Genomic DNA, 13,357 nt, shown 5'->3' with positions numbered 1-13,357 from the left:
GCTTACCTGATTTTTTCTATGCTTGACTCCGCTGAGTTCCTGACCCCGGCCCAGATTGTGGCTGAACTTGATAAGTACATCATCGGCCAACATGACGCCAAGCGCCACGTGGCTATTGCCCTGCGCAACCGTTGGCGCCGCCTGCATGCTTCCCAGGAAATGCAGCCCGAAATCGTGCCCAACAACATCCTCATGATTGGCTCCACGGGCGTGGGCAAGACTGAAATTGCTCGCCGTCTGGCCAGCATTGCCGGGGCTCCATTCACCAAAGTGGAGGCTTCCAAATTCACCGAAGTGGGCTACGTGGGCCGCGACGTGGAGAGTATGGTGCGCGACCTGGTGGAGCAGTCGGTAAATATGGTGAAGCAGCGCCGCAAGGAGGAGGTAAAAGTGCAGGCTGCGCAGGTAGTGGAGGATATCATTCTGGACATTCTGATTCCGCCCGTAACGGCTGGCCCCGCGGCGGCCCCCAAGCCTACGGTAGGCTTCCCCCTGCCCGCCGCCGGTGATGCCGCGCCCGATTCTGACCAGGAGCTCAACGAGCGGACCCGGGAGCGTTTTCGGGAGAAGATTCGGAATGGGGAGTTGGATGAGCGCAAAATCGATATTCGGGTGCAGCAGAACAGCGGCCCCGGTATTGGGGTGGTAGGTGGCCCTGGCGGCATCGATGAGGCCAGCATGGCCGGCATTCAGGACATGCTGGGTTCTATGCTGCCCAAGAAAACCCGCAAGCGCAAGGTAACTGTGGCCGAAGCCCGCAAGATTCTCCTGGATGAGGAAGCCGCTAAACTCATCGATATGGATGAGGTGAAGGACGAAGCTATCCGCCAGGCCGAAAACGCCGGTATCATCTTCATCGACGAAATTGACAAGGTAGCCAGCCGGAGCGGGAAGGGTGGGGGCGGCCCCGACGTAAGCCGGGAAGGCGTGCAGCGCGACTTGCTGCCCATTGTGGAGGGCTCTGCTGTGAGCACCAAGTACGGCGTTATCCACACCGACCACATCCTGTTTATTGCCGCCGGGGCTTTCCACGTGGCCAAGCCCTCCGATTTGATTCCGGAGTTGCAGGGCCGCTTCCCCATTCGAGTAGAGTTGCAGAGCCTCAGTAAGCACGACTTCTACCGCATTTTAAAGGACCCCAAAAACGCCCTTACCAAGCAATACGAAGCCTTATTACAGGCTGAAAACGTGAAGCTTTCTTTCGATGATAATGCTTTGGAGCGTCTGGCTGAAATTGCGTTTGAGGTCAACAGTGAGGTAGAGAATATCGGAGCCCGTCGTCTGCATACCGTCATGAGCCGTCTGCTTAATGATATTCTCTTTGATGTACCCGACGTTATTGGGGCCAATGCACACATCGTCATCACCCGGGAACTAGTGGAAGAGCGCCTCCACGACATGGTGCGCAACCGCGACCTAAGTCAGTATATCCTATAGCGCATTGCCAGCGCACTGCGCCAGGAAGCAGATTACCGGTAAAAGAGGCAGTAATACTGCCTCTTTTTTTGTTTTACCGTATGGCTGAATACCCCTTTCCTACTCACCATACTATGCATTACTACATCATCACCGGAGCCAGCCGTGGGCTGGGCAAGGCCCTTGCCGAAACGCTGCTGCAACAGCCGGACACGTTTGTGCTAGGCGTATCCCGCCACACTACCATTGAGCATCCCCGCTACCAGCATCAACCCCTCGATTTGTCTGATATGCTGGCCGTGCAGAACAACCTGCATAAGGTATTTCCCCCATTTCCTGAAGCTAGCAGCCTCACCCTTATCAATAACGCAGGCGTGTTAGGTGAAATAGGCTATATGGGAGAACAGCCGAACGAGCACTTCGAATTTGTGTTCGACGTGAACCTAATAGCGCCGGCCATGCTCATGAACACTTTCCTGCGCACGTATTCCGGCATATCAGCATCCCGTACCGTTCTCAACATCAGCAGCGGAGCCGCCCAACGGCCCGTAGATGGCTGGGCGGCCTACTCAGCCTCCAAAGCTGCCCTCGATGCCCTTTCCCGTACAGTCCAGAAAGAGCAGGATATCCGCGGTACCGGTGTCCGCATCCGTAGCCTCTCGCCCGGTGTGCTCGACACGGCTATGCAGGAGCACATCCGCTCAGCTGAAACGCAACACTTTAGTGAGACAGATAAATTTATCGAATTGCACGAAGGTGGCCATCTAGTGAAGCCAGCTGAAGCTGCGTCCAGAATACTAGCGTGGCTGCAGAGTGATAAAATGACGCCAGAAGTGGTAATTCGAATTGATAGTATATAAGCCGCTTAATAAAAAAAGTCCTGGTGATTAACCAGGACTTTTTTTGTCAGATCCTTAATAGCTGGGGTTTTGCACCAGGTTAGGATTCAAACGAATCTGCTGATCAGGAATGGGGAAAATAACCCGCGGATCGTTGTATTTAATTGCTGTAGCAATTGTGCTATGCGGCGGAATATCACGCTTGTAGCGGAGCAGATCGTACAACCGATGGCCTTCGAAAGCCAGTTCCAAGCGCCGCTCTTCCAGAATGGCGTCAATCAGGGCTGCCTTGGTGAGGAACGACGTTGCTGGATAAGCAGTAGTAGAACGGCTACGTACTTGGTTCAGCAGCGTAATTGACTCCGTATTTACTCCGTTTAATTGTGCCAAAGCTTCTGCGCGGTTCAGCAGCACTTCGGGATAACGCACAATCGGAACATAGTTATCTACAAGGTTGAACTTGGCCGTGAATCGGTTGGTTCCTCTGGAATCAATCAGTTGCGTACGGCGCAAGTCAGTTGTCGACAACGAAGTCAGGTTGAAGTAAGGCGTGATGGTGATATCCGCTCTCCGATCTGGGCCATAGTGCTGGCCAATAGCATTGTTGGTATTGGGGTTGTCAGCGGGGTTATGAGCCACTGAAAAGATAGACTCCTTGGTATTGTAAGTACGGAATGGAGTCAATGGGCTGGCATTTAGCGTATAGCCGCCAGTTGTAATAACTTGGCCAGCCAAGTCGGCAGCTTTGGTGTAGTCAGCCTTATACAGGTACACGCGTGACAACAAGGCCTGGGCAGCTCCCTTCGTGATTCGGATGTTGGAGTTAGCACCAGCGTAGGTAGCCGGTAACACGGGAATGGATTCCAACAAGTCCTTTTCTATCTGGTCGTACACCTCTTTCACGGTTGCCCGCGCCTGACGCAATGCCGGATCAAACGCTTCTGCTGCCGACTTAGGAGCGGTCAGTTGCAGAACGACACCAGGGTGCGAGGCATCAGCGGTGAAACCGTAAGGCTGAGCAAACAGATTGACTAAGTGGAACATAGCCAAGGCGCGTATGCTCTTGGCCTCAGCCGTATACTGTGCTTCCAACGCAGCCGAGGATTTACCGGAGTTGGCTGCCAGGTTTTGGATGAAGGAATTGGCTGTAAAGATGGTCCGGTAACCTCCAGCCCATGAGCTAGCGGCAAACCCATCAGTAGAAAGCATCTGGTAGCGACCTACGTTACCAAAATAAGTTGGTACGTCGGTGTCGCCACTCCGGATATCGGAATAAATCAGCGCGCGGCCACCCAGGAATTCAGCGTTTTGTAAACCGTCGTATACCCCAATCAGCGACTTTTCAATGCGAGTAGCGTCAGCAAATGTTTCGTCGATGGTAAAAGCAGTTGGTGGCTCCTGGTCCAGAATATCACACGCAGGAAGGGTGCCAATTAGAGTTGCGGAAAGGAGAGCTTTCCACAATATCTGAGAATGGTATTTCATGAAAGCGGAAATTAGAGGCTGATGTTGAGGCCAAGGGTGTAGCTACGAGGCTGAGGTACTGACCGGTTATCAACCCCGAAAGCAATGTTACTGTTGTTGCGGTTAGAGTTTACCTCTGGGTCAATGCCTTTGTAGTTCGTAATAACAAAGGCGTTTTGTACCTGACCGTAAACACGCAGGTTGTTCAGGCCGAAGCGCTCATACAAACCTTTCGGCAAGTTGTAGCCCAGGTTGATCTGACGAAGACGGAGGAAGTCACCGTTCTCCAGCCAGCGAGTGGAGGCTTGGTTAGGCAAGTTGTCGGCGAGATAGAGTCGCGGTACATCCGTTTCCTGACCAGGAGTAGTCCAACGCTCTTTGATTTCCTCTATGTTATTGTTATAGAGGTTGGTCATCAACTGAGCGCGGGAGGAATTGTAGATTTTATTACCACCGCTGAACTGTAAGAATACACCCAACTCGATGCCTTTGAAGCTGAAGGTGTTGTCAAAGCCCCCGTAGTAAGTCGGGTAACCTCCAGCCTTGGTGTATACTGCGTCAGCCTGCGTAATGGGAGTAGTCAAGTCGCCCGATGTATTACGGTAAGCGCCCACAACCGGGTCATACTGCTTAACCTCGCCCGATGCCGTTAAAAACTGAGCATTACCATTGGCGGGGTTTACACCGGCCCAGCGTACGAGTTTGTATACACCCAACGACCGGCCAATGCTAGCCACCTGCACGCCGCCTGGCAAATCAGCCGGATCATTCAGACCAGTAACACGGTTTTTAATAACTGTTCCGTTGATAGATGAAACCCAGCGGAACCCACTTTCAGTTTCAATATTCGTCGTAGAAAGTGATGCTTCTACCCCACGGTTGTACATAGAACCCACGTTCCGGAAGATGGAGCCTCCAGGAACCCCGAATTGGGTAGGAATGGGAGCAGCAAGCAGCAAACCGCTGATGTTGGTATTGAAGAAGTCGAATACCAGGTTGACGCGGTTCTGCAGAAAGCCAACATCAAGGCCGACGTCCAGTTTGCGGGACGTTTCCCACTTAATCTCGTTGTTACCAATTTGCGAAATACCAAAGCCGTTCAGCTCTGTATATTGAGCACCCCCTGCCAAGTTCCGCGAAGCGTAGGAACCAATACCGTTCGAGTTACCTACTAGGCCGTAGCTACCACGCAGCTTCAGGTTAGAAACAAAATCATAGTTCTGCATGAAGGCTTCCTCCGAAATCCGCCAGCCAGCGGAAACAGCAGGGAATACGCCCCGCCGGTTCTCAGCACCGAAGCGCGAGTCTTCGTCAGCTCGCAGGGCAAACTGTACGTAGTATTTGTTGGCGTAATCGTAAGATGCAAGGCCGAAAACGGAGCGGAAAGCATTGCCGAAAGCAGTACCACCAGCGAAAGGTGTACCGGAAAACAACCCGTCCAGAATGGTGTTGAATTTAGGATCGGCCAAGCCTGGCGCGCCAGTATATACCTGCTTCTCCTGCGTTTCTTGGTATTCTAAACCAGCGGTAGCCGTTACGGTGTGTTTTTCAGCAAATGTTTTATTGTAGTTGGCATAGTTCTGCCAGTTCCACTGAGTCCGGTCCAACCTGTTGTTTTGAACCAGACCACCATAGGAGCGACCCAAGCCTGAGAGACGGGCGTCGCTGTACTGGTCCTCGAAGTTGTCGAGGTAATCAACCCCGTATTTGCTTGTAATCCGGAGACCCTGGATTGGCTGAATTTCTACGTACCCGTTGGAGAGCAGGCGGCGCGACGTGTTGGCGTTCCGGTTCAGCTCCAGTACAGCAAGGGGGTGGCTTACGTTGTTGGCAATAAAAGCAGCAGTGGTGGTATTGTTGCCACTACCCAGGTTACCCGCTGCATTGAGGTAATACTGCCCATCCGTACCGTACACCGGCACGTTAGGCGCCGCATTGAAGCCAGAAACGGTTGCCCCGGCCAAATAGCCGTCCGTTAGTACCCCGTTATTCTGCGACTGAGCGTAATTGGCGCTTACACCTGCTTTCAGCCATTTCTTAGGGGTAATATCCAAGTTCAGGCGGACCGAACCACGACGCAGTCTGTTGGTATTGATGATACCATTCTGGTCGGAATAATCGCCCGAGCCATAGTAGCTAGCTTTATCATTGCCACCTGACAAAGCTACCTGATAGTTCTGCGAGAAGCCCGTGCGGAATACCTGTTTCAACCAATCAGTGCGGTCAGCCTGACCGTCCCCGTTCAGGTCAATGTCGCGGGCAATAACTGAATTAGCAGTTCCCGCTCCGTAGCGGTTGAATGCCTTTTCATTCTGGATAGCGTTGAAGTCGTCCCCATTCAGCAGTTTGGGAAGGCGCACTGGTTCATTCCAGCCAACGTAGGAGTTAAGGGAGATGTTGTTTTTGCCCGCCTTACCACGCTTCGTTGTAATGATAATTACTCCGTTAGCGGCTCGTGAACCGTAGATAGCAGAAGCGGAAGCGTCTTTCAAAACGTCTACCGATTCAATATCGTTTGGGTTAATGTCAGCTAATGGGTTGTATCGAGTACCGTTGCCGCCATTGAATACGTTGGCATTTTCCCGAGTGCTCACTGGCACCCCGTCCACCACGTACAGAGGCTGCGAACTGCCGCTGATAGAGTTAGCACCCCTGATGCGTACGGCCACCCCATCACCTAGTGTACCGCCCGTGCTGGTCACCTGCACCCCAGCGGCCCGACCAGTCAGAGCTTGGTCTAAGCTGGAGACTGGCTGATTAAGGAATTTATCGGCCTTGATAGTAGCAACCGAGCCCGTAATATCCTTTACGTCCTGCGAACCACCGTAGCCAGTTACTACGACCTCACTCAACGTCTTGGTATCAGCAGCTATACCAATGTTAAAAGACGTCTCATTACCTAGCTGAACTTCCTGCGTAATGAAGCCAACCGAAGAAACGGTGAGCGTTGTGGCTCCAGCCGGAACATTCAGGGTGAAAGAGCCGTCGGAATTAGTAGAAACGCCGGTAGTAGTACCTTTTACAAGAACCGTCACGCCCGGAAGACCTTCTCCGGTTGCGCGGTCCGTAATGCGACCAGAAACAGCTCGTGTCTGGGCCATTACCTGAGTCATAGCAGCCACCAATAGTGGGGCTGTTAGCAGTAGGTGTTTTTTCATGAAGCAGAGAATTGAAAAGAAGCGCGCTTTATCCAGTTTATATCTGAATGAATCCTAAAAATACAGCCCAAAAATTGAAAACAAGACAAGTAGGCTTGAAAAAAATATAAATCAGGTTTAATAGCTAGTATTAGTGGGTGAATGTGCTGTTTGTCACGACTAACAAAAGTTAGTTATCTTATATGAAATGCCTTTACTGGTAAGCATATAGGCTATTTAGTTCATTTGCTCATCACCTGGCTTATATTCCAGGAAGAGCATGATTAGATTCAGCATCTCGCTCCTAGATTCCATCAGGTCCTGAGATATGATCATCTGGGGGGGGGTGAATGGATTGTTGGGATTCTGGGAGGTGTTGTCATATGTGCCGCGTATGTGGATAGTAGAGCCTTTCGGAATATGCAGTAGGTTCTTGAACTTATAAGACTCCTGCCAGCGAAAATCCCACTCAGGTATTTTGACCATTGGTAGCGTCTGATTATCGGGGGTAGTAGCCCAAGCTTCGAACTTTTTGCCCAATAGGTGCATGTGGGGCCACACATACAGTACAGAGAGGTCAAGAGACGTAACCATATCCACCCGAAAGGTCTTAACGCTATCTGCCGGGATAATGAGGGGCGGCTCAATCTCACCAATACCTCCTGAACCTATACTAGTTGCTTGTATCACCCGAGTGATGGGGGTGGAGGAGAAATAGATATTTAGCTTGGAAAGGTCCTGAGCGGGTACACCGGAAGGACCATAATGCATGGTTAACAAGATTACTCCCCGTGTTGGCATGGTGAAACCCATGCCTGCAGGAAAGCTTTGCGGGCTAGCCCCAGGAATCCAGCCACCGTAGTAGACTACATCCTGCATGAAGGGCTGAAATTCCCCCAGATTCGTTTGAAACTGATCCGATAAAGCTACCTCGCTGCCCCGATAAATGTCTACCTCTTTGCCAACTGCCTGAACTGCAAAATTAGCATGATGTACTAGCTTACGGTTGCCCGGAATAAACTCGAGTGCCCTAACTGCTTTACCTTGAGGCAGCTCAAAGGGGATCTTAAAAATTACGAATGTCTCGTTTCCATCACCCTTAATCTCCAAGGCCTGCTTCGGCTGCAATACCATGTCAGGCTTGTTCGGTAAATCAGTTGCTGCCTGTACCGGTGCGACACTGGAAGCCCCACTACCTTGCGGGCCACCTTTCTCAACCCAACGGCTGATTAGTTGAATCTCAGAATCTGTAAGGCGCCGTTCGTTAGCAAAAGCGACGTAGTGCGGATCGGCCTTCCACGGAGGCATGTAGCGGTTTTTCGTCACGGCCTGAATAGTTTTACGATGACGAAACACCTCTTCATAGGAGGTTAAAGAAAATGGCCCGGCCCCCCCAGGCTTATGACACGAAATACAATTTCGGCTAACGATAGGGGCAATATCTTGAGCGTAGGTAACTGCCCGGTTTTGTGCCCAAACAGGTTTACATACAAGCAAAGAAACCAAACACGAGACAAGAGTGAAGATCCTGGATGAAATTAAAGGACGCACGATAGGTTGCCGAGAAGTAGTGTGAAAGGAGAATTCCTGTTCTGAACAATATGCAAGCTACAAGACTTGAAAACAGTATTTAGTTCATCCATAAAAAAAGGCTCTCACATAGCGTGAGAGCCTTTTTTTATGGATAAACTACCTGTTCTAGAATTTATCCCACCACAGCTTCGTGGTCAGAAGGTCGGCACCCTGACGGGCAACAGCAGCTGAGTAGCTAGCTTGGTTGATCGACTGCTCCTGAGTAGGATAAATGAAGCGTACGGGAATTTTACCAGCGGCAGCAGTTACCGGACGACGGGCTACAGTCAAGGTAGGAGCATCAAGACGACGCCATTCCGACCATGCTTCCAAACCTTGGCCAAACAGAGCAATCCATTTCTGGTTACCAATGCTGGTTTTGTAAGAAGCAGGGTTGTACGCTACATCAGCCTGAGCCAAATACGTAGTAATGGCTGCGCCGTCGGTAATACCATGCTGATTCATGGAAGCCGTAATAGCTGCGTTATACTCGGTAGCGGCTACGCCCGTGATAAACTTACGCTCAATGGCTTCTGCTTTGAAAAACAGCACCTCCGCGTACGTCATCAGCACAGCGGGTGAGGTTTCACGACGGAAAGCAATACCAGGTAGTGACGTTTTCTCGAGACCTAATGCAGTAGCATCAGCCGCCAATAAACCATTAGGCACACCCTTGTAGTCGCCCCCAGCAACGGGACGGTCGGCATATACGGCCAAGCGGGGGTCATTAACAGCTTTGAGACGCGTTACAAGCGTTTCGCTTACCCGATGGTCATCACGCGTTTTATACGTTTCGTATACGGGGTTGTCGTTCGGGAACGTGGCGTCCAAGAACACCAACCGAGCATTGTCGTTGTTAGAGCGGAATACGTTGTCAGCACCCAGGATTTCAGCAACTACAGCGCGTGCAGTAGCCGGGTCAGCATCAGCAATCCGCATAGCCAAACGCAGACGCAGCGAGTTGGCGAAGCGGCGCCATTTCTCAGTGTCGCCGTTGTACAGGATGTCGCCTTGAATGCTGCCCTGCTTGCTGGCCAGTAGATCAGAAGCTGTTTTAAGGTCGGCTAACAGCCCCTTATACACGTCCTGCTGCGAATCGTAGGCTGGTGAAACGAACTTGTCAGCTTGCAGTGCCTGCGAGTACGGAATGTCACCAAACATATCCGTCAGCAGCGAAAACTGCCAAGAGCGCATTACGAGCCCAACACCCTGGTAAGAAGCATTGTTGGCAGCCTTACCCTGATTGATGACCACGTTGGCATCCTGCAGCCCACCAGCGTAAAAACCATCCCACAGTGCCTGAATAGCCGCTGGGCGGAAAGAGTAACGGTCTTCGTTGGTATACTGAATTTTAGCCCAGTGCTGCACAATCAGCAGACCACCATCCATGTTCGCCGCTACGTCCCAAGAACGAGTGACGTTGGAACGGATAATTTGCGTGAGCAGCAAGTTAGGCTGCGCAACCTCCGAGTTATTGGGGTTGGTGTTGATTTTGTCGAAGTCACTTTCGCAAGCACCCAGAGACAGGGCTAGCGGAAATAACAGAGCTAGTTTTTTGTATGAAGATTTCATGAGCAGTAAAGCTGTTTCTTAATGGCACCGCTGCGAAAACAGCGGTGCCTAATAAAAGAGTTCAGTGATTTACAGAGTCAGGTTTATATTAAAACCGTAGCTCCGAGTCGAGGGAATCTGACCGAACTCCAAGCCCTGAACATCACCGCTGTTGAAGGAAGTTTCGGGGTCGATGTTGGGAGCTTTCGACGAAATCAGCCACAGGTTACGACCAACGAAGGAAACCCCAATGGTTTTGAAAGGCGTTTTACCGATAATGCCTTTGGGCAACTGATAACCCAGTTTCACTTCGCGCAGCTTCACAAAAGAAGCATCGTATACACTTGGCTCGTGCAGAGCGTTAACGTACGTTTCTTTGTAATACGTCTCGGCATCGGCCGCAACAGTGTTGGGGCTGTAGCTACCGTCAGCGTTCTGTACTACACCTTTGCCAACTACACCGCCTTCGCGGCCGGCCAGTGAGTTTTTCAGTACCCCGGCGTAGTTACCCCAGGTGTTGGTTACTGAGTATACCTCGCCGCCCTGACGAGTATCCAGCAGGAAGCTGAAGTTCACGCCTTTGAAGGAGAATTCGTTGTTCAGACCACCAAACCAATCAGGGGTGTAATTACCAAGTACTCGGCGGGTTGGGTCAACAACTGGAAGACCATCTGCTGAGTAGATAACTTCTCCTTTGTAAGGGCCGTCTGGTACGCGCAGGTAGCCGTTGCCAAACAGGGCACCATATGGCTCCCCTACGCGGGCTTCCACGTTTAGGCTCCAAGTACCACCCAATACCAAGTTGTTGATACCGGGCAGCAGGCTTTCTACGCGGTTGCGGTTAGCAGCAGCATTGGCCGTCAGCGTCCACTGGAAAGCACTTTCGGGCTTCAAGGGCGAGATGGTCAGGATACCTTCCAAACCTTTGTTGGAGATTTCACCGGCGTTTACCAGCGTAGTGGTGTAACCCGTAGCAGCCGTTACCGGTAAGTTGATAATCTGGTCAACCGTGTTGTTTTTATACGCGGTCAGTTCCAGGCCCAAGCGGTTCTGGAAGAAGCGAACTTCGGCACCAACTTCGGTAGAACGGCTACGCTGAGGCTTCAGGTTGGGGTTCAGACGGGCGTTAGAGGTCGTAACCGTTGGCTGGGAGCCGAATGGCAGGCCACCGCTGAGATACACGTCATTCAGACGGTAAGGATCAGTATCGGAGCCTACTTCAGCATAACCACCGCGCAGCTTGGCAAACGACAGGAAAGAATCTTCCAGTTTGAAGGCTTCCGTCAGCACCAAGCTAGCGTCAACCGAAGGATAGAAGTAAGAGTTGTCGCTATTCGGCAGCGTAGAAGACCAGTCGTTACGGGCTGTACCACCCACGAACAGGAAGTCTTTGTAGCCAAACTTAACGGAAGAGTACAAGCTGTTTACCCGACGACGATAGTTACGGCTGTTTGCGGTAAGCGGCGTTGAGAAGTTGTCAAGCGTGTACAAGCCAGGAATTGCCAAGTTACTGACGGCAGTTGCGCCAGTTTCTGAGCGGGCATCCCGACGGTTGGCACCAACCAAGAAGTCCAGCGTTACGTCCTCCGTGAGGTTACGGGTAACGGTAGCCAGGAATTCCGTGTTACGCTCCAAGGCGTAGATTCTCTCCTCGGTGTAATCATCTACGATGGACTGCTCAATATCATCTTGGGCAATCCGGCGAGTATGGAATTCGTTATAGAAGTCGTTAGTGGTACGGCCCGTCAGCGTCAGCCAAGAAGTAGGCGAGTAGCTCAACGTGATGTTACCGATTACACGGTCACGACGGTCATCGTTGAGGTTTTCGTAGAGCGTAAAGTAGGGGTTATTGTGGTAGTTGTAGTTCCAGTTATACTTCTGGCCACCACGATTGTAGTCCTTTAGCTCGGCAATGTTTACCTGACGGCCGAACCATACGAACTGCTGCATCACGTTCTGAGCATTATAGCCCAGCTGTGGACGACGGCCCCGGTTTTGCACGTAGTTCACGTTCGTGCTGAATTTCAACTTGTCCGTGAGGTCAGCGCCACCATTCAGGTTTACCGTGTTACGACGGATGAAGGTATTCGGGAGAATACCATTCTGAGTGAGGTTGGTATAAGAAAGACGAACCCCAGCCTTCTCGTTGCCACCCGAAAGGGCGATGTTGTTGGTGAACGTGCGGCCGGTTTCAAAGAAATTACGGACGTTATCAGGATGAGCTACCCAAGGAGTAGCCTGACGCACACCGTTTTCTACGGGCGAGTTGAATTGAGGAATCAGGCGGCCATCCAAACGGGGGCCCCAGCTTTCATCTACCCCGTCGTTAACTCCACCTCCACGACCATTAACAAAAGAGAATTCGCCTCCGTTGCCTTGGCCATATTCGTTTTGGTAGTCGGGCAGCTTCAGTACACTTTCGAAAGATGTAGTACTGTTTACAGCAATACCCAGACCACGGGATTTACGGCCCGATTTGGTTGTAATAACTACTACACCGTTTGCGCCACGCGAACCGTACAGAGCAGCGGCGTTTGCACCCTTAAGTACCGAGATGCTCTCGATATCGTCGGGGTTAATATCAGAAGCGGCGTTACCGTAGTCAACGCCACCGTTCGGGCCGCTGTTGGCATACGAGGAGTTGTCGATGGGCTGGCCATCAACTACGAACAGGGGCTGGTTGTTACCGATAGTTTTGGCACCCCGGATTACGATACGCGACGAGCTACCAACGGCACCCTGGCTATTCGAAATCTGAACACCGGCGAGCTTGCCTTGCAGCGAGTTCACCACGTTGGATTCGCGGGCCTGCGTCAAAGCCGCGCCCTGCACGTCCTGTACGGAGTAGCCCAGCGTCTTTTTCTCCTGCTCACGGCCCAGAGCCGTTACCACTACTTCACCAAGAACTTTGGTATCAGCAGCCAAACCTACCGAAATATTAGTTTCGGTTCCGATAGCACGCTCTACTGTTACAAAACCTACCGAGCTGAAGACCAGGGTAGAAGCAGTAGTGGGGGCGCTAATGGTGAACGAACCGTCGCTGTTGGTAGAGGCACCAATGGTAGTGCCTTTCACCAGCACGGTAACGCCCGGCAGACCTTGGCCATTACCACGGTCAGTGACCCGGCCGGAAATCTCGCGGTTTTGAGCGGCCACCTGCTGCAACAGGATAGGCGAGATCAAAACCGCACTAAATAGTGCTTTACGCATAATAAAGTGAGTGTGAAATGTGAGAAAGGTGAGTGATGATGAATGGATGGAACGCTTCCCAACTTCTAAAAAAAGCCAGCAGCAGCATGGCAAGCAAATCTCAGCGCGAAATGTTATATTTATTCACGCAATAATCATGTGGTGCCGACTCCTGTTAGCAATAATAGA

Annotated in this window: 7 protein-coding genes; 2 read left to right on the top strand and 5 right to left on the bottom strand. The window is 51.6% G+C overall.

Going from position 1 to position 13,357, the window contains the following annotated elements; translation table 11 throughout:
• Window positions 1–18 precede the first annotated feature (18 nt).
• Both hslU and ABIB60_RS09270 read left to right on the top strand, forming a co-directional pair.
• Window positions 19–1,437, top strand: coding sequence for an ATP-dependent protease ATPase subunit HslU (gene hslU / locus ABIB60_RS09275; protein ID WP_354579362.1), 1,419 nt, complete (start codon window positions 19–21; stop codon window positions 1,435–1,437).
• A gap of 113 nt (window positions 1,438–1,550) precedes the next feature.
• The gene (locus ABIB60_RS09270) at window positions 1,551–2,276 is read left to right on the top strand and encodes an SDR family NAD(P)-dependent oxidoreductase (RefSeq protein ID WP_354579360.1); all 726 of its coding nucleotides are present in this window, start codon (window positions 1,551–1,553) and stop codon (window positions 2,274–2,276) included.
• Between the two features lie 54 nt (window positions 2,277–2,330).
• On the opposite strand, the gene ABIB60_RS09265 is transcribed toward ABIB60_RS09270, so the two are convergent.
• The 5 genes from ABIB60_RS09265 to ABIB60_RS09245 form a co-directional block, all read right to left on the bottom strand.
• A complete protein-coding gene (locus ABIB60_RS09265) occupies window positions 2,331–3,740 on the bottom strand; it encodes a RagB/SusD family nutrient uptake outer membrane protein (RefSeq protein ID WP_354579358.1) in 1,410 nt (469 codons plus the stop codon).
• An 11-nt stretch (window positions 3,741–3,751) separates the two neighbouring features.
• Window positions 3,752–6,832 (bottom strand): SusC/RagA family TonB-linked outer membrane protein, encoded by a 3,081-nt coding sequence (locus ABIB60_RS09260; protein ID WP_354579356.1) that lies wholly within the window; start codon window positions 6,830–6,832, stop codon window positions 3,752–3,754.
• 261 nt (window positions 6,833–7,093) lie between these two features.
• Window positions 7,094–8,182, bottom strand: a complete 1,089-nt coding sequence (locus ABIB60_RS09255) for a cytochrome c (RefSeq protein WP_354579354.1) — start codon at window positions 8,180–8,182, stop codon at window positions 7,094–7,096.
• A gap of 372 nt (window positions 8,183–8,554) precedes the next feature.
• The gene (locus tag ABIB60_RS09250; RefSeq protein ID WP_354579353.1) at window positions 8,555–10,000 is read right to left on the bottom strand and encodes a SusD/RagB family nutrient-binding outer membrane lipoprotein; all 1,446 of its coding nucleotides are present in this window, start codon (window positions 9,998–10,000) and stop codon (window positions 8,555–8,557) included.
• 69 nt (window positions 10,001–10,069) lie between these two features.
• Window positions 10,070–13,162 (bottom strand): SusC/RagA family TonB-linked outer membrane protein, encoded by a 3,093-nt coding sequence (locus ABIB60_RS09245; protein ID WP_354579351.1) that lies wholly within the window; start codon window positions 13,160–13,162, stop codon window positions 10,070–10,072.
• Window positions 13,163–13,357: the final 195 nt, after the last annotated feature.

Origin of the sequence: Hymenobacter sp. UYP22 (genome assembly GCF_040547285.1) — a bacterium.
Lineage (GTDB): Bacteria > Bacteroidota > Bacteroidia > Cytophagales > Hymenobacteraceae > Hymenobacter.
This window is presented reverse-complemented; position numbering and strand designations above follow the sequence as displayed.

Excerpts from the sequence above, each read along its gene's own strand:
- hslU (WP_354579362.1), top strand. The coding sequence starts at position 19 with ATGCTTGACTCCGCTGAGTTCCTGACCCCGGCCCAGATTGTGGCTGAA.
- ABIB60_RS09250 (WP_354579353.1), bottom strand. The coding sequence starts at position 10,000 with ATGAAATCTTCATACAAAAAACTAGCTCTGTTATTTCCGCTAGCCCTG.
- ABIB60_RS09270 (WP_354579360.1), top strand. The coding sequence starts at position 1,551 with ATGCATTACTACATCATCACCGGAGCCAGCCGTGGGCTGGGCAAGGCC.
- ABIB60_RS09260 (WP_354579356.1), bottom strand. The coding sequence starts at position 6,832 with ATGACTCAGGTAATGGCCCAGACACGAGCTGTTTCTGGTCGCATTACG.
- ABIB60_RS09265 (WP_354579358.1), bottom strand. The coding sequence starts at position 3,740 with ATGAAATACCATTCTCAGATATTGTGGAAAGCTCTCCTTTCCGCAACT.